Below are 26,861 nucleotides of genomic sequence, written 5' to 3' on the forward strand. Positions count from 1 at the left end.
TGGCGATCGAGATGTGTCTCGACTTCGCTCGACACGAACGGGTTTTGGGAACCGGATACAAGATGAACGACAATCTCACGCCCAAGGCCATCGTCTCGGCGCTCGACGCGCATATCGTGGGACAGGCCGACGCCAAGCGCGCGGTCGCGGTGGCGCTGCGGAATCGTTGGCGCCGCCAAAGGTTGCCCGAGAACCTCCGCGACGAGGTGACGCCCAAGAACATCCTGATGATCGGGCCGACCGGGTGCGGCAAGACCGAGATCAGCCGCCGTCTGGCGAAGCTCGCCGACGCGCCGTTCGTGAAGGTGGAGGCGACCAAGTTCACCGAGGTCGGCTATGTCGGCCGCGACGTCGAGCAGATCGCCCGCGATCTCGTCGAGGAAGCCGTGCGCCTGGAAAAGGAGCGCCGCCGCGCCGCCGTGAAGGACAAGGCCGAGGAGGCTGCGATGGCGCGCCTGCTCGACGCTCTGGTCGGCAAGGATGCGAGCGAGGCGACCCGCCTCTCCTTCCGCCAGCGGTTCGACGAGCATCAGCTGGACGACAAGGAAATCGAGATCGAGGTCGAGGATTCGGGCGGCATGCCGTTCGAGATGCCCGGCATGAACGGGCAGGTCGGCATGATCAACCTGAGCGACATGATGGGCAAGGCGTTCGGCGGCAACAAGACCAAGCGCCGCAAGATGACGGTGCGTGCGGCCTGGACCAAGCTGGTCGACGAGGAGGCCGACAAACGGCTCGATCAGGACGAGGTCAGCCGGATCGCGCTGCAGGATGCCGAGCAGAACGGGATCGTCTTCCTCGACGAGATCGACAAGATCGCGGTGAGCGACGTGCGCGGCGGGTCCGTGTCGCGTGAAGGCGTGCAGCGCGATCTGCTGCCGCTGATCGAGGGTACGACGGTCGCGACCAAATATGGGCCGCTCAAGACCGACCATATCCTGTTCATCGCATCGGGCGCGTTCCACGTCGCGAAGCCGAGCGACCTGTTGCCCGAGCTTCAGGGGCGCCTGCCGATCCGCGTCGAATTGAAGGCGCTGACCGAGGAGGATTTCGTGCGCATCCTTTCGGACACGCGCGCGAGCCTGACCGAGCAATATCGCGCGCTGATCAGCACCGAGGGCGTCGGGATCGAATTCACCGACGACGGCATCAAGGCGATCGCCAAGGTCGCCGCCGAGGTGAACGGCCAGATCGAGAATATCGGCGCGCGGCGGCTTTCGACTGTGATGGAGAAGCTGCTGGAGGACGTGTCGTTCGAAGCCGAGGACCGCAAGGGCACTACGGTGACGGTCGATGCCGCTTATGTGAACGGGCAGCTGAGCGAGGTCGCGCGGAATACGGACCTGAGCAAGTATGTGCTCTGAGGCCGTCTCACTCTAACTCGTCATTGCGAGCGTAGCGAAGCAATCCATTCCGCAGTTCGGAGTGGATTGCTTCGTTGCCTTCGGCGCCTCGCAATGACGAGTGGGGAGAGTGGCAGTTCGCCCTCCCAGTGCCTCACCGATGCAGGTGCGTCCGCTCGTACGTGCGGTAATATTGCTCCAGCTTCTCCCACGCCTCTTCGGCGGTTTCGACGAAGCGGAACAGATTGAGGTCGCGTTCGGAAATGACGCCTTCCTCGACCAAGGCGTCGAAGTTCACGACGCGCTCCCAGAACTCGCGGCCGAACAGGAAGATCGGCAGCTGCGCCATCTTGCCCGTCTGGATCAGGGTCAGCAGCTCGAACAGTTCGTCGAACGTGCCGAAGCCGCCCGGAAACGCCGCGACCGCGCGGGCGCGCAGCAGGAAGTGCATCTTGCGCAGCGCGAAATAGTGGAAGTGGAAGCTGAGCGTCGGCGTGACATAGGGGTTCGGCGTCTGTTCGAACGGCAGCACGATGTTGAGGCCGATCGATTCCTTGCCGACATCGGCAGCACCGCGGTTGGCCGCCTCCATGATCGACGGGCCACCGCCCGAACAGACGACGAGCTGGCGGGTGCCGTCGGCGTCGGTCGGATACTGGCTGGAGATCTGCGCGAGCTTGCGCGCCTCGTCATAATATTTCGACTTGGCGACCAGGCGTTCGGCGATCACGCGCTGCTTGTCCGTCGTCGCGGCGGCGAGCAGGGCTTCGGCCTTCTCGCGCTCGGGAATGCGGGCGGAGCCGTACATGACGAAGGTCGATCCGATCTTCGCCTCGTCGAGCGCCATTTCGACCTTCATCAGCTCCAGCTGGAAGCGCACCGGGCGGAGTTCGTCGCGCAGCAGGAATTCCTCGTCCTGGAAGGCGAGCTTGTAGCTGTCGGCGACGGTCTGCGGCGTCGGGGTCGCGGTCTTCGCGACGGCGGCGTCCTCCTTGGCGCGGGGGAAGATGCGCTTGGGGATCTTGCGGTCGGTCATCTCTATCTTCGGTCCTAGGAAAAACGGGCGTTTCTAACGGCAATAGGGGCCGTTGCCCATGTCGAAATGAAAATGGTCGGCGTGGAGCGCATTGGCGTCCGGCCCCAGCACCACCGCGAAACGGCCGCATGCCGCCTTGTGGAGCGAACGCAGGAAGCCCCGCACCCGTTCGTCGCCACCATTCCACCCTTGCTTGACGGTGATGCGACGCCCGTCCTTCAAAACGAAGGCGGCGATGTCGATCGCGTTGGCGCGGCCATGTTCGGACAGGCGATTACCCGCCTGATTGTTGACCGGGCGGCAGGCGAAACTGCCGAAACTTTCGATCTTGGTGACGTAACCGCCCAGCCAGCGTGCCGCCTGCCCCTGCACATCGTTGCGCACCCAGCGCGCGAAGGGGAGCGCGAGGCCGCACTTCACTGCGCCCAGATTGGTGACGGGAATGCCAATCGCGACCAGCTTCACCGACGAGGTGGCCGAACAGCCATTGTCGAAACGGCGATCGGGCAGCGCATCGACCTGCGATCCTTCGGCGCGCATCGCGGCGACGCAGGCGCGGAAACGCTCGGGCGTTTCGACCGGTGGGGTCCAGCGCGACCGCGCGGGCTTGCGCGACGGGCCGACGCAGGCGGCGAGGATCAGACAGAGGATGAGGACGCAGGCGCGGACGGGCATTGGGGGGATAGTGGCGGTCGTCGACTCTCGGGTCAAATGCCTCGTCCTCTTCCCACCTCGTCATTGCGAGCGGAGCGAAGCAATCCAGGCCCGAACTGGAGATGGTCGCGACCAACTCCGATGCGGGCCTGGATTGCCGCGTCGCCTTCGGCTCCTCGCAATGACGAGGTGGGGAGAGGAGACATGAAAAACGGCCCCCGGATCGCTCCGGGGACCGCCTCTCCTATCCCTAAAAGGGATTAGTTGCCCGGGGGCGGGGTCGTCTCGACGTCGGTGGTGGTCGAGGTCGACGCCGCGCCGCTCACCGCGGGGGCCGCGTCGGTCGCGGTTTTGGCGGTGTCCTTTGCGTCACGCGCCGCTTGGCGCGTGGTTTCGCGCGACTCGCGGGCGGCCTGTTTCGCGGCCTCGCGGCTTTCCTTCGCCGCCTGACGCGCGGTGGCCGTGGTGCTGCGGGTCGTATCCGCCGCCGCGTTCACCGTGCTCTGGGTCGCGTTGCTTGCGGTATTGGCCGCGCTCTGCGTCGTGTCACGCACCGCATCGGTGCCCGCCGCCTGCGCCGTGAGGCTGCCGCTGCCGGTCACGCCCGCGGTCGTATTGCCGACAGTGCTGCCGACGCCGGTGGCGCCATTGGCCGCGACCGAGCCGCTGCGGGGATTGGCGCTGGCCGAACCATTGCCGGTGACGCTGCCACCGACGGTCGCCGCACTCTGATCGACTGTGCTGCCGAGCGTGCCGGCGCCGGCGGCCGATCCGGTCACGCCGCCCACGGCACCACCGATCGCGCCCGTGGCGCCACCGGCACCGCCCAAAAGCTGCGCCGAAGCCGGCGCCGCCGCGACGAGCGCGGCCAGCGCGCTACCGATAAAAATCTTCTTCATGGTCATCCTTCCTTCTCCACTTTTGGTTTTGAACGCACGCCACTGAAATCCTTTGCGGCGCGATAACGGATGAAGCGTCGATTCTATCCGAATCGACCGGAAGCGGGCCTGAACCCCTCGTTGTGCGAGGTTCATGTGCGCCCCTCGCCTTCTTCGTCATGGCGAGCGTCCTTCGACGGACGGGCTTCGACTTCGCTCAGCCCTGCTCAGGATGAGCGGATAAAAACCACCCGCTCATCCTGAGTAGCCACTGAGCCTGTCGAAGTGGCGTATCGAAGGACGGCTCCTCGCAATCACGAGTGGGCAGAGGGGCAAGTTTTTGAAATTATGCCGCCGAATCCGTTGACTGGGCGCAACACATCTCTAGAAGCGCCGACGGGCCACGCGGTCCCAACGCCGCGCGTGCTCTCTGTGAGGAGAGTCTTAAATGACTGAAGTTGTTCGCCCGGCCATCAAGCCGGCACGTCCCCATTTCTCGTCTGGCCCGTGCGCGAAGCCGCCCGGCTGGGATCCCGAAAAACTCGCTCTCGGTTCGCTCGGCCGCTCGCATCGTTCGAAGCTCGGCAAGGCGCGGATCGTCCATGCGATCGACCTGACCCGCGAAATCCTGGGCATTCCCGCGACGCACCGCATCGGCATCGTGCCGGGTTCGGATACCGGCGCGGTCGAAATGGCGCTGTGGAGCCTGCTGGGCGCCCGCAAGGCGACGATGGTCGCGTGGGAAAGCTTCGGTGAAGGCTGGGTGACGGACGTCGTCAAGCAGCTCAAGATCGAAGCCGACGTGGTCAAGGCGCCCTATGGCGAGCTGCCCGATCTCGCCGCGCTCGATCAGTCGACCGATATCGTCTTCACCTGGAACGGCACGACCTCGGGCGTGCGCGTGCCCAATGGCGACTGGATCAAGGACGATCGCGAAGGCCTGACCATCGCCGACGCGACCTCGGCCTGCTTCGCGATGGACATGCCGTGGGACAAGCTCGATGTCGTCACGTTCAGCTGGCAGAAGGTGCTGGGCGGCGAAGGCGCGCACGGTATCCTGATCCTCGGCCCGCGCGCCGTGGAACGCCTTGAGAGCTACAGCCCCGCCTGGCCGCTGCCGAAGATCTTCCGCATGACGAAGGGCGGCAAGCTGATCGAAGGCATCTTCAAGGGCGAGACGATCAACACGCCGTCGATGCTGGCGGTCGAGGATTATATCTACAGCCTGGAATGGGCCAAGCAGATCGGCGGTCTGAAGGCCCTGATCGCGCGTGCCGACGCCAATGCGGCGGCACTCGACGCGTGGGTGCAGGCGACGCCGTGGATCGATCATCTCGCGACCGATCCGGTCTCGCGATCGAACACCTCGGTCTGCCTGAAGTTCGCACCCGACGCCGTCACCGGTCTGGACGAGGAAGCGCAGCTTGCGCTCGTCAAGAAGATCGCGGGCGCGCTCGAGGTCGAAGAGGCGGCCTATGACGTCGCGGGCTATCGCGACGCGCCTCCGGGCCTTCGCATCTGGTGCGGCGCGACCGTCGACACCGCCGATGTCGAAAAGCTCGGCCCCTGGCTCGACTGGGCCTGGGCGCAGACGCGCGGCTAAGCTCCCCACACACTCCACGTCATGCCCGCGAAGGCGGGCACCCATCCAGTGCAGTCACATGTGATGACCTTGGATAGGCCCCCGCCTTCGCGGGGGTGACGGCAATATGAAGGACAGACTCCGATGCCCAAGGTTCTGATTTCCGACAAGATGGATCCCCTCGCCGCCCAGATCTTCCGCAATCGCGGGGTCGAGGTCGACGAGATCACCGGCAAGACCAAGGACGAATTGATCGCGATGATCGGCCAATATGATGGTCTCGCCATCCGCAGCTCGACCAAGGTGACCAAGGAAGTGCTGGCCGCCGCGACCAACCTGAAGGTGGTCGGCCGCGCGGGCATCGGCGTCGACAATGTCGACATCCCCGCCGCATCGGCCGCCGGCGTCGTCGTGATGAACACGCCGTTCGGCAATTCGATCACCACCGCCGAACATGCGATCGCCCTGATGTTCGCGCTCGCCCGCGATCTGCCGGAGGCCGACAAGTCGACCCAGGCCGGCAAGTGGGAAAAGAACCGCTTCATGGGCGTCGAGGTCACCAACAAGACCCTCGGCCTGATCGGCGCGGGCAATATCGGTTCGATCGTCGCAGATCGCGCGCTGGGCCTCAAGATGAAGGTCGTCGCGTTCGATCCGTTCCTGACCCCGGAGCGCGCGATCGAAATGGGCGTCGAGAAGGCGACGCTGGAGGAACTGCTGGCGCGGGCCGACTTCATCACGCTGCACACGCCGCTGACCGATTCCACGCGCAACATCCTGTCGAAGGAAAACCTCGCGAAGACCAAGAAGGGCGTGCGCATCATCAATTGCGCGCGCGGCGGCCTGATCGACGAAGCGGCACTCAAGGAAGCGCTCGACAGCGGCCATGTCGCGGGTGCGGCGCTCGACGTGTTCGTCGAGGAGCCGGCGAAGGAATCGCCTTTGTTCGGCACGCCGGGCTTCATCTCCACCCCGCATCTGGGCGCGTCGACCAACGAAGCGCAGGTCAATGTCGCGATCCAGGTCGCCGAGCAGATGGCCGACTTCCTCGTCAATGGCGGCGTCACCAACGCGCTCAACATGCCCAGCCTGTCGGCCGAGGAAGCGCCGAAGCTGAAACCGTACATGGCGCTGGCCGAGCATCTCGGCGCGCTGGTCGGCCAGCTTGAGGGCGATGCGGTGCAGGCCGTCTCGATCGAGGTCGAAGGTGCTGCGGCCGAACTGAACATCAAGCCGATCACCGGCGCGGTGCTGGCCGGTCTGATGCGCGTCTATTCGGACACGGTGAACATGGTCAACGCGCCGCACCTCGCCAAGGAGCGCGGGCTGGACGTGCGCGAAGTGCGCCACGACCGCGAGGGCGATTATTCGACGCTGGTGCGCGTGACGGTGAAGACCGCGGCGGGCCAGAAGTCGGTCGCGGGCACCCTGTTCGCGAACGCGCAGCCGCGCCTCGTCGAGATCTTCGGCATCAAGGTCGAGGCCGATCTGGACGGCAACATGCTCTACATCGTCAATGAAGACGCGCCGGGCTTCATCGGTCGTCTCGGCACGACTTTGGGCGAAGCGGGCGTCAACATCGGCACCTTCCACCTCGGCCGCCGCGCCGCCGGTGGCGAGGCCGTGGTGCTGCTGTCGGTCGACCAGCCGGTCGACGTCGCGCTCAAGCCGAAGATCTACGGCCTGCCGGGCGTGAAGACCGCCAAGGCGCTCCGTTTTTAAATAGCTCCGTCGCACCAGCGGAGGCTGGTGCCTATGTCTCTCGCCTCAGGCGACACCGTTCGAGAAGAGAGAGATGGGCCCCAGCCTTCGCTGGGGCGACGAGTTAGAGGATGACGTCGAACAGGTCGGTCCAGCCCGGATTGGCCTTTTCGATCAGGTTGAGCTTCCACGATCGTTTCCATGCCTTGAGCGATTTTTCGCGCGCGATGGCATCTTCGATCCGATCATAAGGTTCGGTATAAACCAGCCGGGTCAGGCCATGCTCCCGGCAGAAATCGGAGCCCGTTCCGGTTCGGTGCGCATGAACCCGCGCCGCAAGGTTTCCGGTCACCCCGATGTAGAGCGTGCCCTGCGTTTGATTGGTCATGATGTAAACGTAGCCGCCCTTCACAAGCGGCACTTTGCGACGGAACAGAAATAGGCACCAGCCTTCGCTGGTGCGACGGCTTGAACCTGACACCCACACCGCTATGAGCCTCACCCCATGAGCATCGCCCCTGGACTATTGCCCGAAGGATTGCGTGATCGCCTGCCGCCGCAGGCGGAGGCGGGGTCGCGGTTGTTGCATCGGGTGATCGTTGCGATCGGGCGGCATGGCTATGCGCGGGTTTCGCCGCCGCTGGCCGAATTCGAGGAAGGGCTGGTCGGGCGGCTCAAATCGGCGCGGGCGCAGGATCTGCTGCGCTTCGTCGATCCGGTGTCGCAGCGGACGCTGGCGCTGCGCCCCGACATCACCGCGCAGGTCGGCCGGATCGCGGCGACCCGCATGGGCCACCGCCCCCGCCCCTTGCGCCTTGCCTATGGCGGGCCGGTGCTCAAGCTACGCGCGACCCAGTTGCGCCCCGAACGCGAACTGACGCAGGCGGGCGCCGAACTGATCGGCACCGACAGCCTTGCCGCCGTGATCGAGGTGCTGCGCGTCGCGATCGAGGCGCTCAAGGTCGCGGGCGTGACCGATATCACCGTCGATCTGACGCTGCCCGATCTGGTCGAGGCGCTGGCCGCCGACGTGCTGCCGATCCCGGCCGACAAGGTCGATGCGGTGCGCGCGCGGCTCGATGCCAAGGATGCGGGCGGATTGAAGGCGCTGGGCGCGGAGGCCTACCTGCCCTTCGTCGCGGCCGCCGGACCGATCGATTCCGCGCTCTCCGCGCTGCGCGCGATCCCCGCCGGCCAGGCGCTGGGCCACCGCATCACCGCGATCGAGGCGATCCGCGAGGCGATCGGCAACGACGTCACACTGACGCTCGACCCGACCGAGCGGCACGGCTTCGAATATCAGACATGGATCGGCTTCTCGCTGTTCGGCGCGGGGCTTTCGGGCGAGATCGGGCGTGGTGGCAGCTACACGATCCTTCATGCCGATGGCTCGGAAGAAAAGGCGATCGGCTTCTCGCTCTATATCGATCCGCTGGTCGATAACGGGCTGGGCGTCGTCGAACGCAAGACCGTGTTCCTGCCGCTGGGCACCGATCCCGCCGCCGGCGCCGCGCTGCGCGCCGAGGACTGGACGACGATCGCGGCGCTTTCAGACGCCGACGACGCGGCCGCGCTTGGCTGCACGCATCGCCTGATCGACGGAGGGATCCGCCCGATCTGACTTGACCTGCTCCCCGCCAGAAGGCAGGGGAGCGCCGCAAACGGGCGATAGCCCGAACCGATCAAATCCGGCCGCCGAGTCCTGTCGAAGGGCGCCCGGATCCCCGTGGCAGGCGGAGAATCGTATCCAATGGCCAATGTGACCGTGATCGGCGCCCAGTGGGGCGACGAGGGCAAGGGCAAGATCGTCGACTGGTTGGCCGAGCGCGCCGATGTCGTCGTGCGATTCCAGGGCGGGCACAATGCCGGCCACACGCTCGTCGTGTCGGGCAAGACGTACAAGCTGAGCCTGCTGCCGTCGGGCATCGTGCGCGGCACGCTGAGCGTCATCGGCAACGGCGTGGTGTTCGATCCGTGGCACTTCCGCGATGAGGTCGCCAAGCTGAAGGGTCAGGGCGTCGAGATCACCCCCGAGAACCTCCACATCGCCGAAACCTGCCCGTTGATCCTGCCGATCCACCGCGATCTGGATGGCCTGCGCGAAGATGCGTCGGGCGCGGGCAAGATCGGCACGACCCGCCGCGGCATCGGCCCTGCCTATGAAGACAAGGTCGGCCGCCGCGCGATCCGCATCTGCGATCTGGCGCACCTCGACGATCTCGACATGCAGCTCGACCGGCTGTGCGCGCACCATGATGCGCTGCGGGCGGGCTTCGGCGAACCGCCGGTCGATCGCGAGGCGCTGAAGGCCGAACTGGCCGAGATCGCCGATGTGATCCTGCCTTATGCCAAGCCCGTCTGGCTGACGCTGAACGAAGCGCGCAAGCGCGGGCGCCGCATCCTGTTCGAAGGCGCGCAGGGCGTGCTGCTCGACGTCGATCACGGCACCTATCCGTTCGTCACCTCGTCCAACACGATTGCGGGCACAGCATCGAGCGGGTCGGGCCTTGGCCCGTCGGCCGCCGGCTTCGTGCTGGGGATCGTGAAAGCGTACACGACGCGCGTCGGATCCGGCCCCTTCCCGTCCGAACTGGAGGACGAGACCGGACAGCGTCTGGGCGAGCGCGGGCATGAGTTCGGCACCGTCACCGGCCGCAAGCGCCGCTGCGGCTGGTTCGACGCGGTGCTGGTGCGCCAGTCGGCCGCGGTTTCGGGGATCACCGGCGTGGCGCTGACCAAGCTCGACGTGCTCGACGGCTTCGACGAGATCAAGATCTGTACCGGCTATCGCATCGGCGACCAGGTGTTCGATTATCTGCCCCCGCACCCGCAGGATCAGGCGAAGGTCGAGCCGATTTACGAGACGATCGAAGGCTGGAGCGAATCGACCTTCGGCGCGCGCAGCTGGGCCGAGCTTCCGGCCCAGGCGATCAAATATATCCGCCGCGTCGAGGAACTGATCCAGTGCCCGGTGGCGCTGGTCTCGACCAGCCCCGAGCGCGAGGACACGATCCTGGTGCGCGATCCGTTCGCGGATTGATCCGACCGTGAACCGGCTATTCCGAGCGATGGCGGCAACGCTGTCGCTCGGCCTGGTCGCAGCCGGGCCGCTTACCGCCGACAAGATCCTGATCGACAAAAGCGACCGCACGCTGACGCTGTTTCGCCGAGGCGTGTCGATTCTTCAGATCAGAAATATCCGCATGGGTGCGGAACCCGTCGGACACAAACACTTCGAAGGCGACGAGCGGACGCCCGAGGGCCGCTATTATGTGAGCGAGCGCAAAGCGGACAGCCGCTATCATCGGGCGCTACGCATTTCCTATCCCAATACGCGCGATCGCGCCTTTGCCGCGCGCAACGGGCGATCGCCGGGTGGAGATGTCATGATCCACGGGCAACCGAACTTCTCTCCGTTCAGTCGCCTCGGCTGGAACTGGACCGATGGATGTGTCGCAGTCAGCGACCGCGAGATGGACCGCGTTTGGCAACTCGTCCCGATCGGCACGCCAATCGACATCCGCCCCTGACGTCAGACGGTAGGCTTCTGAACGAACCCCGGCCCCACAATGCCCGGCGTATCTTCAACCTCGACCCGATCGACGCGTGAGGCGGGCGAGCCTTCGTGCAGCTTCGCGATCAGCGCCTCGACCTTGTCGGCGGGACCGGCGGCGAGCGCCTCGACGCTGCCGTCCATGCGGTTGCGGACCCAGCCGTCGATGCCGCCGATCGCGGTCGCCTGCTCGATCGTCCAGGCTCGGAACCAGACGCCCTGCACCTTGCCGATGACAGTGATGCGGCGGGCGATCCGGTCTTCCACCATCAGCCGATCTGCGCGCGGTGAAGCAGTTTCTGGTCCGCCAGCACCAGCGCCATCATCGCCTCCACCACCGGCGCGGCGCGGATGCCGACGCACGGATCATGGCGGCCCTTGGTGCGGATTTCGGCGGCATGGCCTTCGCGATCGATCGTCTCGACATGGGTGAGGATCGACGAGGTGGGCTTGAGCGCGACGCGCAGGACGATCGGCTGGCCGGTGGCGATGCCGCCAGCGATGCCGCCCGCATGGTTGGCGAGGAAGACGGGCTTGCCATCGTTGCCGGGGCGCATGGGATCGGCGTTGGTCTCGCCGGTCAGGCGCGCGGCTGCGAAGCCGTCGCCGATCTCGACGCCCTTGACCGCGTTGATGCTCATCATCGCCGCCGCCAGTTCGCTGTCGAGCTTGGCATAAAGCGGCGCGCCCCAGCCGGCGGGAACGCCCTCCGCAACGCATTCGACGACTGCGCCGACCGACGAACCGGCCTTGCGGGCATCGTCGACGATCACCTCCCAGCGGGCTGCGGCGGCGCGGTCGGGGCAGAAGAAGGGATTTTCGTCGATCGCGGCATCATCGAACGCCGCCCGATCGATCGCGTCGCCGCCGAGTTCGACAAGGTAGGCGCGGATGCGGACTTCGGGGATCGCCAGCCGCGCGACCGCGCCCGCTGCCACGCGCGAAGCCGTCTCGCGCGCCGACGAGCGCCCGCCGCCGCGATAATCGCGGAAGCCATATTTGGCGTCGTAAGCGTAATCGGCATGGCCGGGACGATAGGCGAGCGCGACTTCGGAATAGTCCTTCGATCGCTGGTCGACATTCTCGATCATCAGGCTGATCGGGGTGCCGGTGGTGCGCCCTTCGAACACGCCGGAAAGGATGCGGACCTGATCGGGTTCCTGCCGCTGCGTGGTGAAGCGCGAGGTGCCGGGGCGGCGCTTGTCGAGCCAGGGCTGGATGTCGGCTTCGCTCAAAGTCAGGCCGGGCGGGCAACCGTCGACGACCGCGCCGATCGCCGGCCCGTGGGATTCGCCCCAGGTCGTGAAACGGAAGACGCGGCCGAAACTGTTGAAGCTCACTCGCTTTGCCCCAATCGCGCGAAGGCCGGCGCATGATCGGCCCGGCCCCTAACGCCGCAGGGGATCAGGCCGCCCTGTAGCGGCGTCGCCATGAAATAGTCGCCCGCATAGGGGCTTTCGAAGCCCGAGGCCACATCCGCCGCGAAGCCGAAACGACCATAATAGTCCGGCTCCCCCAGCACAAAGCAGAGAACCACACCCTCCTGCTCCAGCCGCTCGAGCCCCGCCTGGATCAGCGCTTCGGCAATGCCCTGCTTGCGATAGTCGCGATCGACCGCGACGGGCGCGAGTGCGACCGAGGGCACCGACTTGCCATTGACCTCCACGGCCATGCGGCTGAACGCGATCGATCCGACGACGGTGCCGTCATCCTCGGTCGCGACCAGCATGAGCACTATATCCCCGTCGATGCACAGATCGCGCACCAGATGCGCCTCCGCAGGCTCGGGGAAGGTACGCAGGAACAGCCCGTCGATCGCGGCGACATCCTCGCCGCGCGCGGGACGAACGGTGATCGTCTCACTCATTCACCCCTCTCCGTGCGGGGAGAGGGAGGGGAAAGACTAATGCAGCAGTTCAATCTTCTATTCCAAACCAGCGTCGAAGAGCAGCGTTCTCATTCGCCTTATTGGGTCGAATCCAGCGATCCGCGACCGTTAGCACTACACAGCCACCCAGCATGATCCCGAAGAACCAATTGCCTTCACCTGTCCTAAGAGTGACGAAAAGAGCCACAAGGAATAATGATCCGACGATAAAGACTGACCTAGCAATCGGCCGAACTATGCCGTTCCGAAAATCCTCGGGCTTCTTCAACCGCTCAGGCCAGCGCAATATCCGGCGCGTCTTCGGCCTTCATGCCGATGACGTTGTAGCCGGCGTCGACGTGGTGGATTTCGCCGGTCACGCCGCTCGCCAGATCGGAGAGGAGGTAGAGGCCCGCGCCGCCGACATCGTCGATCGTCACGTTGCGACGCAGGGGCGAGTTCAGTTCGTTCCACTTCAGGATGTAGCGGAAGTCACCGATGCCCGAAGCCGCCAGCGTCTTGATCGGACCGGCCGAGATCGCGTTGACGCGGATGTTTTCCGGGCCAAGGTCCATCGCCAGATATTTGACGCTGGTTTCCAGCGCGGCCTTTGCAACGCCCATGACGTTGTAATGCGGCACGACCTTTTCGGCACCATAATAGCTGAGCGTCAGGATCGCCCCGCCGTTCGGCATCATCGCGCGCGCCCGCTTCGTAACCGCGACGAAGCTGTAGGCCGAGATGTTCATCGTCATCAGGAAGTTGTCGAGGCTAGTGTCGACATATTGCCCGCGCAGCTCGTTCTTGTCCGAAAAGCCGATCGCGTGGACGACGAAGTCGATCGTCGGCCACTTCGCCGCCAGCGTTTCAAACGCGGTGTCGAGCGCCGCCATGTCAGCGACATCGCAATCGATTAACGTGTCGGAACCCAGTTGCTCCGCCAGCGGCTTCACGCGCTTCAGCAGGGCTTCGCCCTGATAGGAGAAGGCCAGTTCAGCACCCTGCGCGCTCAAAGCCTGGGCGATACCCCAGGCGAGCGACTTGTCATTGGCGAGGCCCATGATGAGCCCGCGTTTTCCCTGCATCAGGCCGGACACGTTTCCTCCCTTATTCGGTCCCCGGCGGTCCCTTTACCGAAGGTTCTGCCCCTTCGGCTAGAGCCGCGTTCAGGTGAGCGCCGAAAACAAGGCCCAGGCCCACCAGCCAGAAAAACAACAGCGTCACGATTACCCCCGCGAGGCTGCCATAGGTTCGCCCATAGCCGCCCATCATGCCGAGGAACACAGGCAAAAGCAGGGTGACCGCAATCCACCACACCGCCGTGAACATCGCGCCGGGCCATTTGGGGCTGGCCGACATGCGATATTTGGCCGGGGTCAGCGACATGAACAGGCCGTAGAGCGCGACGATCAGCATGATCAGCGGCGCGATGCGCGACAGGCTGATCAACGGCTGGAACCGATCCGAAAAGGGCAGGATGCGCCAGACGAACTGTTCCACGCCGGTCAACGCCAGTTGCGCGCTGAACGCCGACATGGCGAGGACGACCGAGACGAGGATGATCAGGATCGATCCGGCGCGATATTGCAGGAAGCTGCGCGTCGGCTTCACGCCATAGGCGCGGTAGAGGATGTCGCGGATCGTTTCGATAAACCCGCCGACCGTCCACAGGCCGACGATACCACCGAACCACAAAACCGCGCCGCCATTGGACGCCTTGAGCACTTCCGAAATCGGATCCGACACCAGTTCGGATACCGAGGGCGGCAAAGTGGCGAGGAAGCCGTGCAACGCCTGCTGCACGTCGGGCTGCCGCCCCAGCAATTGCGCCAGCGCGGCCATGACGATGAAGAAGGGGAACATCGTCAGGATCGCCAGATAGGCGATATTGCCCGCGTGGATGAAGCCTTCGTTGAACACGCCGATCGCGGCGCGCTTGAAGACCGTATAGAGCCGCCCGCCCGGCCGCATTTCGACGAGATGTCGTTCGAGGGGGCGCTTGCTGCGCGCTTCCGGTGTTTCGTTCAGCAAGCTTTCGTCCCTGTCAGCCCCGATGTCGAGGTCAAACGCCGAGATTGGCCCGAGGGTTGCGCCCTTCCTTCGCGGCCCAGCCCTCAACGAAGGTTTTCAGCTCCGCATCGTCGGCGGGAACATCGATCATCAGCGTGACCAGCTGATCGCCGCGCGAGCCGTCCTTGCGGTGGAAACCCTTGCCCTTCAGGCGCAAAGTCTTGCCCGAACTGGTGTTCGGCGGGATCGACAGCATCACCGCGCCATCGACCGTCGGCACCTTCACTTTCGCGCCCAGAACGGCTTCGTCGATTCCGACGGGCAGATCGAGGCGCACATCGTCCTCGTCGCGCTTGAAGAAGCGATGCGGGCGGATGTCGATCGTGACGATCGCGTCGCCATTGCCCGCGGGGCCGGCATCGCCCTGCCCCGCCAGACGCATCTGCGTGCCGCTTTCGACTCCGTTGGGCAGTTTCACGTCGATCGTCTTGCCGCTGGACAAGGTCACGCGCTGCGCCTTGAGCGCGGCGGCATCCTCGAACGGGACAGCGAGGCGATAGGTAACGTCGGCGCCACGGATCGGGCGGCCACCGCCCTGCGTCCCGAATCCGCCGAAACCACCCGGACGCGGACCGCCGCGCGCGCCGCCACCGCCACGCTGGCCACCGAAGATGCTTTCGAAGATATCGCCGAAATCGGCGCCGCCCTCGCTGAAATCGAAGCCTGCCGCGCCGCCGGGGCCGCCGCCGGGGTGGAAACCGCCGCCACCGCCGCGCCCGCCAAAGCCGAAGGGGCCGCGCGGATTGCCCTGTTCGTCAATCTCGCCGCGATCATATTGGGCGCGCTTGTCGCGATCGGACAGCAGATCATAGGCCTGCGTCACCTCGGCAAACTTCTCGGTCGCCTTGGGATTGTCCTTGTTGCGATCGGGGTGAAGCTCCTTGGCGAGCTTGCGATAGGCCTTCTTGATCTCGGCCTCGTCCGCCCCGCGCTTGATGCCCAGCTTCGAATAGAGATCAGCCATCGTGTCCGTCGTCATCCCGTGAACGCACCCTGTTGCAAATTTGCAACAGATCAGATGTGCATCGGCTTGCCATAGCGCAAGTGAAAAAATGGTGGCGAACGGCCGCAACCGCCCTGCCCTGTCCGCGTTTTGCGACCGAAATCCTCCAACCACAAGCGAGTTGACCACCAATGGCGCCCTATCAGTGCCCGAACTGCTCACGACTCCTGCATTTCGAAGCGCGCGTGTGCCCATCCTGCGCCTTCACATTGGGCTATGATCCCGCCGCCGATGCCTTCCTGTTCCTGGGCGACAATGCGACCACATGGCGCGATGCGCAGGGCGAGGCGCACGACGTGGTCGTGTGCGCGAACAACAACGAATATGAGATCTGCAACTGGCTGGTATCGACCACAGACAGCACGCCCTTCTGCCGCGCATGTCGATACAACAGCACAATCCCCGACCTGAGCGGGCCGCAGGTGCCCGAACGCTGGGGCAAGATCGAAGCCGCCAAGCGCCGGTTGATCCAGGAGATCATCGCGCTGCGCCTGCCGTGCGAGACGATGATCGAGGCGGCGGAGAACGGCACGTTCGGTCTCGCCTTCGACTTCCTCTACGATCCGGTCGGCGAGGAGAGCGGCAATATCCAGATCACGACGGGGCATGAGGCCGGACTGATTACGCTGAACGTCATGGAAGCCGACGATGCCAAGCGCGAGGCGATGCGCAATCGGCTGGGCGAACCGTACCGCACCCTGCTCGGCCATTTCCGGCACGAGATCGGTCATTATTACTGGGCGCGGCTCGTGCAGAACGATCCCGAACAGCTTGCCGCGTGCCGCGCGGTCTTCGGCGACGACACGATGAGCTACGACGAAGCGCGCGAGAAGCATTATGGCGGTGCGGGCGGCGGTTGGACCACCGATTATGTCAGCGCCTATGCCACGATGCATCCGTGGGAGGATTTCGCCGAAACCTTCGCACACCTGCTCCACATCAAGGATGCGCTGGCGACGATCGGCGGGTTCGGGATGCGCCTGATGAACTGGCCGGGCGAGGACGTGCAGCCGTCGATCGACTTCGATCCCTATACGGCCGACACGCTGACGCTGGTGAACGAATGGCGCCCCTTCGCCTTTGCGGAGAACGCGATCAACCGCGCGATGGGGCAACCGGACCTGTACCCGTTCCACATCAGCGAGGCGATCACGGCGAAGCTCGACTTCGTGAACCGCCTGCTGATGGGGGCGCGGCTTTCCTGACCGTCGCTCCAGCGGAGGCTGGAGCCTATTTCCCTCGTCTCAAACGGCACCGCCTGACGGCAGAGAGATAGGCCCCAGCCTTCGCTGGGGCGACGGGTTACTGGGCCTTCTTCAACTGCCGGAACTTGTGGAGCAGCGGCTCGGTATAGCCGTTGGGCTGCTCCACGCCTTCGAAGACGAGCGCGCGGGCGGCCTTGAAGGCGATGCCGTCATAGGCGGGCGCCATCGGCTCGTAATCCGCATCGCCTGCATTTTGCGCGTCGACCTTCACCGCCATGCGGCGGAGCGCGGCATCGACCTGTTCGCCCGTGCAGACGCCGTGGAGCAGCCAGTTGGCCATATGCTGTGACGAGATGCGCAGGGTCGCGCGGTCCTCCATCAGGCCGACATCGTTGATGTCGGGAACCTTCGAGCAACCGACGCCCGCATCGATCCAGCGCACGACATAGCCAAGGATCCCCTGCGCATTGTTGTCGAGCTCGCGCGTCACTTCCTCGGCGGTCCAGTTGCGGCCGGGTTCGGCGAGCGGGACGGTCAGCAGCGCATCGAGCGCTGGGGTCGGCGCGGCCGCGACCTCCTTCTGCCGGGCGAACACGTCGAGCTTGTGATAGTGGGTCGCGTGCAGGGTCGCGGCGGTCGGCGACGGCACCCAGGCGGTGTTGGCGCCGGTCTTCGGATGGCCGATCTTTTGATCGAGCATGTCGGCCATGCGATCGGGCATCGCCCACATGCCCTTGCCGATCTGCGCCTTGCCCGAAAGCCCGCAGGCGAGGCCGATCGCGACGTTGCGCGCTTCGTAGGACTGGATCCAGGCGCTCGTCTTCATCTCGGCCTTCGGGATCATCGGGCCGGCCTGCATCGACGTGTGCATCTCGTCCCCGGTACGATCGAGGAAGCCGGTGTTGATGAAGATGATGCGGCCCTTCACCGCCTCGATACAGGCGGCGAGATTGGCCGAGGTGCGGCGCTCCTCATCCATCACGCCGATCTTGAGCGTGTGGCGCGCGAGGCCGAGCAGATCCTCGACCGCGTCGAACAGGCGGTTGGCGAAGGCGGCTTCTTCCGGCCCGTGCATCTTGGGTTTCACGATATAAACCGAACCGGCGCGGCTGTTGGTGAAACGGCCCTGCTTCTTCAGATCGTGGATCGCGATGAGGCTGGTGACGATACCGTCGAGAATGCCTTCGGGCGCCTCGGTGCCGTCCGAGAGAAGAACGGCGGGCGTCGTCATCAGGTGGCCGACATTGCGCACGAGCATCACGCTACGCCCCGGCAGCGCGAAGGCGGCACCGTCAGGCGCGGTCCAGTCGCGATCGGGTTCGAGCGCGCGGGTCATGGTCTTCCCGCCCTTGGCGAAGCTCGCCTCCAGATCGCCCTTCATCAGGCCGAGCCAGTTGGTGTAGGCGGCGACCTTGTCCTCCGCATCCACCGCCGCGACCGAATCCTCGAGATCGACGATCGTGGTGAGCGCGGCTTCGAGGATCACGTCCGCCAGACCAGCCGGATCGGTCTTGCCGATCGGGTGCGCGGCATCGATCACCAGTTCGATGTGCAGGCCGTTATGGCGGATCAGGATACCCGATGGCGCGTCCTTGGCGCCGCGATGGCCGACGATCTCGGCCCCCGCCTTGAGATCGGGCAGGCCGCCGGTCCAGTCGCTCCACGACCCGCTGGCGAGCGGCACCGCATCGTCGAGGAAGGCGCGTGCAGCGGCGATCACCTGGGCGCCACGATCGGCATCATAACCGCCGGGCTTGGCGGCGCCGGGCAGCGCATCGGTGCCGTAATAGGCGTCGTACAGGCTGCCCCAGCGCGCATTGGCGGCGTTGAGGACGAAGCGATCGTTGAGGACGGGCACGACAAGCTGCGGCCCCGCCATCGTCGCGATCTCGGGGTCGACGTTGGTGGTCGTCACCGCAAAGGGCGCGGGTTCGGCGACGAGATAGCCGATCTCGCGCAGGAAGGTCTGATAGTCCGCCTGATCGATCGGCTGACCTTTACGCGCCTTGTGCCACGCATCGATCTCCGCCTGGATATCGTCGCGCTTGGCGAGGAGCGCACGGTTCGCCGGCGCGAGGGTCGCGAAGATATCGGCCGCGCCCTTCCAAAAGGCGGCGGGATCGACACCGGTTCCGGGCAGCGCCTGCTCCTCGATGAAGCGCACCAGCACATCGGCAACCTTGAGGCCGTTCTTGTCGATCATCCCATATCTCCTTTGTGGAGACGGCTATCGAAACGTCGATCGATGCACTAGACACAAAAAAGACAAGTCAGTCGTGCATATGGATACCGAATGATCGATCCCGACGCCGAAGTGTTCGTGGAGGTGGTGAAGGCGGGGAGTCTGGCCGCCGCCGCCCGTGCGCTGGGCCTCTCGGCGCCTCTGGTGTCGCGGCGGCTGTCGCGGCTGGAGGCGCGGTTGGGCGTCGCGCTGGCGCACCGCACGACCCGGCGGTTCGAGCTTACCAGCATTGGCGAGGCCTATTATCGCGACATGACGGTCGTGCTCGACGCCTGGCAGACGGCCGAGACGCGGGCGAAGCAGCCCGCGCGGATCGCATCCGGCCCGTTGCGGATCAGCGCGCCAACATCGTTCGGGCGACTCTACATCGCGCCGGCGCTCAAGGGCTTTCTCGATGCCCACCCGCATGTGGCGATTACACTGGACCTGACCGACGCCTATGTCGACCTGACGGCGATGCGCTTCGACCTCGCCATCCGCATCACCGCGACGCCCGATCCCCATGCGGTGCGGCTGGCGGCGAATACGCGCGTCCTGTGCGCCACGCCGGGTTATCTCGACCGCCACGGAGAGCCGGCAAGCATCGCCGACCTCGCCGATCACCGCATCCTCGCCGCCGAAGGGCAATTGCCCTGGCGGTTCGCGGAGGGCGACGTTTCCGGCCCGTCCTACGTGACGACCAATTCGAGCGAAGTGGTCCGCGAACTGGCGTTGAGCGGCATGGGCATCGCGCTGCGATCGCTGTGGGACGTCCACGCCGAACTGGCGAGCGGCGCGCTGCGACGCATCCTGCCCGCCCTGTCGACGGCGTCCGATGCCGGCATCTATGCGGTGCGGCCGCGCGCGGAGGGATCGACCGCCGCGACGCGCGCCTTCATCGATTATCTGCGCGACCTGCTATCCCCCGTCGCGCCGTGGGAGACACCCTAGGGCTTGCGCAGCGGCTCCGGACGGCCAAGGCCGCCGCCCAGCGCGACGTAGAGGCTGATCAGGTTCTGAAGCTCGGACGAACGCAGGCTGATCATCGCCTGTTCGGCGTCGAACAGGTTACGTTCGGCATCGAGCACCTCGATATATTGGGCGACGCCGTTTTCGTAACGCAGCCGCGCAAGGCGGGCGAGGCTGCGCTGGGCGTCGAGCGCGCGCTGCTGCGCGGCGATCTGTTCGGCCAGGAAGCGACGGCCGGCGATACCGTCGGAGACTTCGCGGAACGCGCCCTGGATCGCCTTTTCATAGGCCGCTAGCGCGATCTCGCCCTGCGCCTTCGATGCCTTGAGGTTGCCGGTGCGGCGCCCCCAGTCGAAGATCGGCAGGTTGATCGAGGGACCGAAGCTCCAAGAGCGATTGTCCTTGCCCACCAGCCCGTCGAGTTCGGGCGACGCCCAGCCATAGCTGCCCGTCAGCGTGATCGACGGGAAGAAGGCCGCACGCGCGACGCCGATATTCGCCTCGGCCGCGCGCAAAGTCTCCTCCGCCGCGATGATGTCGGGACGATTGGCGAGTAGATCGGAGGGCAGGCCCGCGCCGATATCGCGGATAATGCCCTGATTTTCCATCGGCAGCGCCTCGGGAAGATCATCGGGCGCAGCAGTGCCGACCAGAACGTAGGTGAAGTTGCGCGTCTGCGCGCGTTGCAGCTTCAGATTGGCGAGTTCGGTCTCTGCCTGCGTCAGTAGCGTTTCGCTCTGGCGATAGTCGAGCGCGGAAGTGACGCCCGCGTCGAGGCGCTTCTTCGCGATCCCCAAGCCTTCCTGCCGGCTCTTGACCGTTCCTTCGGCGATCACGATCCGTTCGGCCAGTTCGCGCGCCTTCAGATAGTTGATCGCGACATCGCGGATCAGCGACAGGCGGAAGGCGCGTTCGGCCGCGACGGTCGATAGATAATTGGCGCGTGCCGCCTCGGTCAGGTTGCGGACGCGACCCCAGAAATCGAGTTCGAACGAGGTGACGCCGATGCCGACGCGATAGATTTCCTGCGTGAAGCCGGTGGCGCCGCCCGTACCGAAATTGCCGCCACCGAAGGTCGCGGTGGGCGTGCGGCTCTTGGTATAGCTGCCGGTGCCGTCCAGCGTCGGGAATCGATCGGCGCCCTGCACCTGATATTGGCCGCGCGCCTGATCGATCCGCGCGACGGCAGACCGCAGATCGCGGTTATTTTCGAGCGCCAGCGCAATCAGCTTTTGCAGGCGCGGATCGGTGAAGAAATCCTGCCAGCCGATGTCGACCGCCGCCCGCCCCGCCTGTTCGGCGCCATAATCGGACGGATAGGCGGGCGGCGTCGACAGGTGCGGCGGATTGTGCGGCGGCGCGAGCGAGCAGCCGCCGAGCGCGGTGACGAGCAGGAGCGCGGCGAGCTTACGCATGGTGCGAGCCCTCCCCGCCTGCCGGCTTCGGATCGGCACCATCGGGATCGGCGGCAACCGAGGTGGGATCCTTGCGGCTGATCCAGCGGCGGATCACGAGATAGAAAAGCGGCACGAAGAAGATGCCGAGCAGGGTCGCGGCGACCATCCCGCCCATCACGCCGGTGCCGACCGCGCGGCGGCTGGCGGCGCCAGCCCCCGTCGCAATGAACAGAGGCAGCATGCCCAGGATGAAGGCCATGCTGGTCATGATGATCGGGCGCAAGCGCAGGCGCACCGCCGACAAGGTCGCATCGAGCACCGACTTGCCCGCCGCCTCCTCCTCGATCGCGAACTCGACGATGAGGATCGCATTCTTGGCGGAAAGGCCGATGATCGTGATCAGGCCGACCTGGAAATAGACGTCAGCCGAGAGGCCACGCAACGAGGTGAGCATCACCGCGCCCAGCACGCCCAGCGGCACGACCAGCAAAACCGCGACCGGCACCGCCCAGCTTTCGTAGAGCGCCGCGAGCAGCAGGAAGACCGCGAGCATCGACAGGGTCAGCAGCAACGGCACCTGCCCCGCAGACTCCCGCTCCTCATAGGAAATGCCGGTCCATTCGTAGCCGAAGCCGCGCGGCAACTGCCCCGCCAGCTTCTCCATCTCGTCCATCGCCTCACCGGTCGAATGACCGGCCGACGGCGTGCCCGAGATGGTGGCCGACGGATAGCCGTTATAACGCTGAAGCTGCGGCGGACCGGATGTCCATTCGGCCGTGGTGAAGGCGCCGAATGGCACCATTTCGCCCTTGTCGTTGCGGACGCGGAGCTTGAGCACATCGTCCGGCGTCATGCGATAGGCGGCGTCGGCCATCAGCAGCACCTGCTGCACGCGACCATTATAGGTGAAGTCGTTCGCGTAGCCCGAACCGAAGGTGATCGCGAGCGTGGCGTTGACATCGGTGATCGAAAGGCCCAGCGCGCGCGCCTTCACACGATCGATATCGACGTGCAACTGCGGCGCGGGCTCCATGCCTTCCGGACGGACGCCGGCAAGAATCGGGCTTTGCGCAGCCATGCCGAGCAACTGGTTGCGCGCCTGCGTCAGCGCCTCCTGCCCCAGACCGGCGCGATCTTCGAGCCGGAAGCTGAAGCCCGAGGCATTGCCCAACTGCGAGATCGGGGGCGGATTGATCGTGAAGATCATCGCCTCCTTGACCTGCATCAGCGCGCCCATCGCCTTGCCGACCAGCGTATCGGCGCTGTTTTCGACGCCCTTGCGATCCTCCCACGGGTGGAGCGAGCTGAACATCATCGCCGCGCTCTGCCCCTGCCCGAAGAAGCTGAAGCCGCGGATCAACACACGCTTTTCGACCTGCGGCTGCGCCTTGAAGAATTGCTGGAGCTGGCGCGTCGCTTCATCGGTTCGCTCGATCGTGGCGCCGGGCGGACCCTGCACGATCGACACGACATAGCCCTGATCCTCGGACGGCAGGAAGCCGCCGGGGACGCGCATGTAGAGCAGCGCGGTCAGGCCGACGAGCAGCAGGAAGACCGCGAGCCAGCGCAGCGGCACCGCCAGGATCCGGCTGACGCCGCCGACATAGCGTTTCGTGGTGCGGCCGAAGAAGCGTTCGAACCAGTTGAAGAAGCGGTCCATCACCGGGAACATCCGGCTGCTGCGCTCCTTGCCCTCCTCATGCGGCTTGAGCATCGCCGCGCACAGAGCGGGCGTCAGCGACAGCGCGAGCAGCGCCGAGAAGGCAATCGAGACGATCAACGTCACCGAAAACTGGCGATAGATGCCGCCGGTCGATCCGGGGAAGAATGCCATCGGGACGAACACGGCCATCAGGACCAGCGTAATGCCGATGATCGCGCCGGTGATCTGGCCCATCGCCTTGATCGTCGCCTCACGCGGGCCAAGATGCTCCTCGGCCATGATCCGCTCGACATTCTCGATCACCACGATCGCATCGTCGACGAGGATGCCGATCGCCAACACCATGCCGAACAGGCTGAGCACGTTGATCGAGAAACCCGCGACCCACAGGCCGAGGCAGGCACCGGCGAGCGCGATCGGCACGACCAGCGTGGGAATGAGGGTCGCGCGCCAGTTCTGCAGGAACAGGTACATCACCAGGAAGACGAGGATCATCGCCTCGATCAGGGTGACGACGACTTCGTGGATCGACGCGTTGATGAAGGGCGTGATGTTGAACGGCACGCTCCACTGGACGTCGGGCGGCAGCCCGGCCTCGAGTTCCTTCATCCGCTGGTTGATCGCCTTCACCGTCTCCAGCGAATTGGCGTCGGGCGTCGGCTCGATGCCCATGCCGACCATCGGCTTTTCGTTGAGTTCGTTGCCGGTGACGTAGCTCGCCGCGCCCAATTCGACCCGCGCGACATCGCGCAGGCGGATCGTCGATCCGTCGGGATTGGCGCGCAGGATGATGTCCTTGAACTGCTCGTCCGAGGAGAAGCGGTTCTGCGTGATGATCGTCGCGTTCAGCTCGGCCTTGTTGGCGAGCGGCTGATCGCCCACCTGGCCGCCCGCGGTCTGGCTGTTCTGTTCCTGCACCGCGGTCAGCGCGTCGGACGGCGACAGCTTGTAGGAAGCCAGCTTGTCGGGATCGAGCCAGATGCGCATCGCATATTGCGACCCGAACAGCCGCACGTCGGCGATGCCCGGCAGGCGGCGAAGCTCGTCGATCACCTGCGTATTGGCGACGTTGCCGAGTTCGAGCGGGGTGGTGTTCCCGCTCTTGGATGTCAGCGCGATGATGCCGAGGAAGCTGCCCGACACCTTGTTGACCAGAATGCCCTGACGCCGGACCTCTTCGGGCAGGCGCTGTTCGACGCGGCGCAGGCGGTTTTGCAGTTCGACCTGCGCAATATCGATGTCGGTGCCCGCCTTGAAAGTCACCTGGATCGACGCGGTGCCGTTCGAAAGGCTGGTCGACGACATGTAGAGGAAGCCGGGAACGCCGTTCAGTTCCTGCTCGATCGGCTGGGTGACGTTGGTTTCCAGCGTCTTTGCGTCGGCGCCCGGATAGGTGACCGACACGGTGATCGAGGGCGGCGCGACCGTCGGATATTGTTCGATCGGCAGCGCGCGCAGGGCCATGATGCCCGCCAGCAGGATGCCGAGCGCGATCACCCAGGCGAAGACCGGGCGATCGATGAAGAAGCGGGACATCATCGCGGCGTTACTTCTGCGCCGGTTGTGTTGCGGGCTTCTGCGCGCCGGGCTTCTGACCCGGCGCCGCGGCCTGCACGGGCGCGCCCGGCCGCACCTTCTGCAAGCCCTCGACGATCAGCTTGTCGCCGGGCTTGAGCCCGCTTTCGATGATCCAGTTGCCCCCCTGCAGCGCGCCAACCTTCACCGGGCGCGCTTCCGCCTTGCCGGTCGCATCGACCAGCATCACGGTCGCGCCCGACGGGCTGACCTGCACAGCGCGCGCCGGGATCATGATCCCACCGGTGCGCACGCCGCCGCTCAGCCGCGCCCGCACGAACTGACCCGGAAGCAGCAGCCCTTCGGGGTTGGCGACTTCGGCGCGCAGCGAGACCGTGCCGGTCGACTCGTCGACCGCCGCGTCGAGGAAGTCGATCGTGCCCTCGGGGCCATAAGGCGTGCCGTCTTCGAGCAGCAGCTTCACATGGATGCGCCCGACATCGAGGCCGCGCACCTTCCCGCTCGCGATCATCTGACGAATCTGGAGCAGGTCGCTGCTCGACTGCGAGAAGTTAACGTAGATCGGATTGACCTGCTCGATCGTCGCCATCAGCGTCGCCTGGCTCGCGGAGACGAGCGCGCCTTCGGTCACCTGCGCACGCCCCGCGCGACCGGCGATCGGCGCCGTGACGGTGGTGTAATCGAGATCGAGCTTCGCGCGATCGACGGTCGCCTGCGCCGAGGCGACGTCGGCCTCCGATTGGCGCAGCGTCGCGATCGCCGCGTCATATTCCTGCTTGCTGATCGCCTGCTCCTTGACGAGCGGCTGATAGCGGTTGGCGACCTGCCCCGCATTGGTCGCGGCGGCCTGCGCGCGGCGCAGCTGCGCGACGGCGTTGTTATAAGCGGCGCGGTTCTGCGCGGGATCGATCTGGAACAAGGGCGTGCCGGGGCGAACGTCGGTGCCTTCCTCATAGAGGCGGCGTTGGACGATGCCATCGACGCGGGCGCGCACTTCGGACGTGCGGCGCGCCTGAATGCGAGCGGGGAGTTCGATCACCAGCGGCACATCGCCCGCCTGCACGGTCATCACCGTCACTGGCGTCGGCGGCGGCGCAGGCTGCTCCTTCTTGCCGCACGCGGCGAGCAACAGCATCGCGGCCGCCAGCGCAGCGGTGCCGCCGAACCCGTGCCGAACCCCTTTTGCGGACAGCATGCCCGTCCCATCATCGTTACGCATTGGCGCTCCCTGAGCGGACAACTGTGTCAAAAGCAATCGCGTCTGATTGCTCTTGCGGATTACTCAACTGCAGAAAATGCAATCCCAACAAGGCCATCGATCACCTGGCCACCGGGATAGGCCGCATATACCAGACTATCGGGCGCGATCGTAAGCCGCGTCCTATCCTCGACGATCGCGACTTCGCCGATCGCGAAAGGCTGCCCCTCCAGATCGATCGCGCCCTGTACCGGCATCACCCACAGGGGCATCGATCCCGGTTCGAGCATCATGTCGCCCGCGCCCGTCCAGCGTTCGAGCACAAACTTGCCGCCTTCGGCGATAATCTCGCGATCGCCCGGCAGAGCGCGCGGCGGCGGATTGCCTTCGAACGGCTTGGGATCGGAAACCGCGATGCCGTCGTCGAGATGGAGTTCGCGCGGGCGGCCATAATCGTAGAGGCGATAGGTCAGGTCGAGATTCTGCTGAATCTCCATGATCAGCAGCCCCGCACCGATTGCATGGATGGTGCGGGCGGGCGAATAGATGACGTCCCCCGCCTTCACCTGCTTCCAGTCGATCAGCGTCTCAATCGCCCCATCGAGCGCTGCCGCCCGTAAAGCATCCGCAGTAAGAGCTTTCGTGAGACCAAGACCGATCGTGGAGTGATCTTCCGCCGCCAGCACGGCCCAGGCTTCATCCTTTCCACGCGCAAAACCACGCGCCACCGCCCCATCATCGTCGGGATGGACCTGAATGGACAATTTTTCGCTTGTGAAGAGATATTTGACCTGAAGGTCGCGCGCTGGAGCGCCCTCACCTTCCTCGAACCAGATTTCGCCGACAGCTTCCTGATCCTGTGGCTGATCGGGGAAGAGCGGGGCCAGATCGTGCCGCCCCCAAGGCTTGAGCACGCGATGGGTCGTCAACCTGATCACGGCCAATGTGAATCTCCCCGAACCCAAGCGTTACGCGCAGCGGGGCA

At 65.4% G+C, this 26,861-nt stretch carries 23 protein-coding genes; 8 read left to right on the top strand and 15 right to left on the bottom strand.

Going from position 1 to position 26,861, the window contains the following annotated elements; all coding sequences use genetic code 11:
• The first annotated feature begins 62 nt into the window (after positions 1-62).
• Positions 63-1,364, top strand: coding sequence for an ATP-dependent protease ATPase subunit HslU (gene hslU / locus EOD43_RS12445; RefSeq protein WP_127744173.1), 1,302 nt, complete (start codon positions 63-65; stop codon positions 1,362-1,364).
• Between the two features lie 133 nt (positions 1,365-1,497).
• Here hslU and EOD43_RS12450 read toward each other — a convergent pair whose 3' ends face one another.
• From EOD43_RS12450 to EOD43_RS12460, 3 genes are all read right to left on the bottom strand, one after another.
• Positions 1,498-2,379, bottom strand: a complete 882-nt coding sequence (locus EOD43_RS12450; protein WP_127744174.1) for an LOG family protein — start codon at positions 2,377-2,379, stop codon at positions 1,498-1,500.
• Between the two features lie 33 nt (positions 2,380-2,412).
• The gene (locus tag EOD43_RS12455) at positions 2,413-3,090 is read right to left on the bottom strand and encodes an extensin-like domain-containing protein (RefSeq protein ID WP_240653168.1); all 678 of its coding nucleotides are present in this window, start codon (positions 3,088-3,090) and stop codon (positions 2,413-2,415) included.
• 203 nt (positions 3,091-3,293) lie between these two features.
• Positions 3,294-3,932 (bottom strand): hypothetical protein, encoded by a 639-nt coding sequence (locus tag EOD43_RS12460; RefSeq protein WP_127744176.1) that lies wholly within the window; start codon positions 3,930-3,932, stop codon positions 3,294-3,296.
• 427 nt (positions 3,933-4,359) lie between these two features.
• Between EOD43_RS12460 and EOD43_RS12465 the strand changes: the two genes are divergently transcribed.
• Together EOD43_RS12465 and serA are read left to right on the top strand one after the other, a co-directional pair.
• Complete coding sequence (locus EOD43_RS12465) at positions 4,360-5,514, top strand: phosphoserine transaminase (RefSeq protein ID WP_127744177.1); 1,155 nt, start codon at positions 4,360-4,362, stop codon at positions 5,512-5,514.
• Between the two features lie 123 nt (positions 5,515-5,637).
• Complete coding sequence (gene serA / locus EOD43_RS12470) at positions 5,638-7,215, top strand: phosphoglycerate dehydrogenase (protein ID WP_127744178.1); 1,578 nt, start codon at positions 5,638-5,640, stop codon at positions 7,213-7,215.
• Between the two features lie 103 nt (positions 7,216-7,318).
• Here serA and EOD43_RS12475 read toward each other — a convergent pair whose 3' ends face one another.
• The gene (locus EOD43_RS12475; RefSeq protein WP_127744179.1) at positions 7,319-7,582 is read right to left on the bottom strand and encodes a GIY-YIG nuclease family protein; all 264 of its coding nucleotides are present in this window, start codon (positions 7,580-7,582) and stop codon (positions 7,319-7,321) included.
• 117 nt (positions 7,583-7,699) lie between these two features.
• Between EOD43_RS12475 and EOD43_RS12480 the strand changes: the two genes are divergently transcribed.
• The 3 genes from EOD43_RS12480 to EOD43_RS12490 all read left to right on the top strand — a co-directional run bounded on the left by EOD43_RS12480 (position 7,700) and on the right by EOD43_RS12490 (position 10,724).
• Positions 7,700-8,815 carry an ATP phosphoribosyltransferase regulatory subunit gene (locus tag EOD43_RS12480; protein WP_127744180.1) on the top strand — a complete coding sequence of 372 codons (1,116 nt, stop codon included), beginning with the start codon at positions 7,700-7,702 and terminating at the stop codon, positions 8,813-8,815.
• Positions 8,816-8,944: 129 nt separating this feature from the next.
• Entirely contained in the window at positions 8,945-10,234 is a 1,290-nt protein-coding gene (locus EOD43_RS12485) for an adenylosuccinate synthase (RefSeq protein WP_127744181.1), read from the top strand.
• A 28-nt stretch (positions 10,235-10,262) separates the two neighbouring features.
• Complete coding sequence (locus tag EOD43_RS12490) at positions 10,263-10,724, top strand: L,D-transpeptidase family protein (protein WP_127744182.1); 462 nt, start codon at positions 10,263-10,265, stop codon at positions 10,722-10,724.
• Between the two features lie 2 nt (positions 10,725-10,726).
• On the opposite strand, the gene EOD43_RS12495 is transcribed toward EOD43_RS12490, so the two are convergent.
• The 6 genes from EOD43_RS12495 to EOD43_RS12520 form a co-directional block, all read right to left on the bottom strand.
• Complete coding sequence (locus EOD43_RS12495; protein ID WP_127744183.1) at positions 10,727-11,017, bottom strand: acylphosphatase; 291 nt, start codon at positions 11,015-11,017, stop codon at positions 10,727-10,729.
• Positions 11,017-12,087 (bottom strand): chorismate synthase, encoded by a 1,071-nt coding sequence (gene aroC, locus EOD43_RS12500; protein WP_127744184.1) that lies wholly within the window; start codon positions 12,085-12,087, stop codon positions 11,017-11,019. The genes EOD43_RS12495 and aroC overlap by 1 nt, the downstream gene beginning before the upstream one ends.
• Positions 12,084-12,614: a GNAT family N-acetyltransferase gene (locus EOD43_RS12505; protein WP_127744185.1), complete on the bottom strand. Its 531-nt coding sequence runs from the start codon at positions 12,612-12,614 to the stop codon at positions 12,084-12,086. The genes aroC and EOD43_RS12505 overlap by 4 nt, the downstream gene beginning before the upstream one ends.
• Before the next feature lie 293 nt (positions 12,615-12,907).
• Positions 12,908-13,711 (bottom strand): enoyl-ACP reductase FabI, encoded by an 804-nt coding sequence (gene fabI, locus EOD43_RS12510; protein WP_127744186.1) that lies wholly within the window; start codon positions 13,709-13,711, stop codon positions 12,908-12,910.
• A 10-nt stretch (positions 13,712-13,721) separates the two neighbouring features.
• Entirely contained in the window at positions 13,722-14,585 is an 864-nt protein-coding gene (locus EOD43_RS12515) for a YihY/virulence factor BrkB family protein (RefSeq protein WP_127744732.1), read from the bottom strand.
• 91 nt (positions 14,586-14,676) lie between these two features.
• The gene (locus EOD43_RS12520; protein ID WP_164857221.1) at positions 14,677-15,648 is read right to left on the bottom strand and encodes a DnaJ C-terminal domain-containing protein; all 972 of its coding nucleotides are present in this window, start codon (positions 15,646-15,648) and stop codon (positions 14,677-14,679) included.
• Between the two features lie 170 nt (positions 15,649-15,818).
• Here EOD43_RS12520 and EOD43_RS12525 point away from each other — a divergent pair, with 170 nt between their 5' ends.
• Positions 15,819-16,892, top strand: a complete 1,074-nt coding sequence (locus tag EOD43_RS12525; RefSeq protein WP_127744188.1) for a zinc-binding metallopeptidase family protein — start codon at positions 15,819-15,821, stop codon at positions 16,890-16,892.
• A 97-nt stretch (positions 16,893-16,989) separates the two neighbouring features.
• On the opposite strand, the gene EOD43_RS12530 is transcribed toward EOD43_RS12525, so the two are convergent.
• Positions 16,990-19,095 carry a malate synthase G gene (locus EOD43_RS12530; RefSeq protein ID WP_127744189.1) on the bottom strand — a complete coding sequence of 702 codons (2,106 nt, stop codon included), beginning with the start codon at positions 19,093-19,095 and terminating at the stop codon, positions 16,990-16,992.
• A gap of 90 nt (positions 19,096-19,185) precedes the next feature.
• On the opposite strand from EOD43_RS12530, the gene EOD43_RS12535 reads away from it, so the two are divergent.
• Positions 19,186-20,064 carry a LysR family transcriptional regulator gene (locus EOD43_RS12535; protein ID WP_127744190.1) on the top strand — a complete coding sequence of 293 codons (879 nt, stop codon included), beginning with the start codon at positions 19,186-19,188 and terminating at the stop codon, positions 20,062-20,064.
• Here EOD43_RS12535 and EOD43_RS12540 read toward each other — a convergent pair.
• From EOD43_RS12540 to EOD43_RS12555, 4 genes are read right to left on the bottom strand one after another with little or no spacing between them, the layout of a single operon-like run.
• The gene (locus EOD43_RS12540) at positions 20,061-21,497 is read right to left on the bottom strand and encodes an efflux transporter outer membrane subunit (RefSeq protein WP_127744191.1); all 1,437 of its coding nucleotides are present in this window, start codon (positions 21,495-21,497) and stop codon (positions 20,061-20,063) included. The genes EOD43_RS12535 and EOD43_RS12540 overlap by 4 nt on opposite strands.
• The gene (locus tag EOD43_RS12545) at positions 21,490-24,678 is read right to left on the bottom strand and encodes an efflux RND transporter permease subunit (protein ID WP_127744733.1); all 3,189 of its coding nucleotides are present in this window, start codon (positions 24,676-24,678) and stop codon (positions 21,490-21,492) included. The genes EOD43_RS12540 and EOD43_RS12545 overlap by 8 nt, the downstream gene beginning before the upstream one ends.
• Before the next feature lie 10 nt (positions 24,679-24,688).
• The gene (locus EOD43_RS12550) at positions 24,689-25,897 is read right to left on the bottom strand and encodes an efflux RND transporter periplasmic adaptor subunit (protein WP_127744192.1); all 1,209 of its coding nucleotides are present in this window, start codon (positions 25,895-25,897) and stop codon (positions 24,689-24,691) included.
• A 59-nt stretch (positions 25,898-25,956) separates the two neighbouring features.
• Entirely contained in the window at positions 25,957-26,814 is an 858-nt protein-coding gene (locus tag EOD43_RS12555; RefSeq protein ID WP_338068998.1) for a class I mannose-6-phosphate isomerase, read from the bottom strand.
• Between the last annotated feature and the right edge of the window lie 47 nt (positions 26,815-26,861).

Origin of the sequence: Sphingomonas crocodyli, assembly GCF_004005865.1 — a bacterium.
GTDB lineage: Bacteria > Pseudomonadota > Alphaproteobacteria > Sphingomonadales > Sphingomonadaceae > Rhizorhabdus > Rhizorhabdus crocodyli.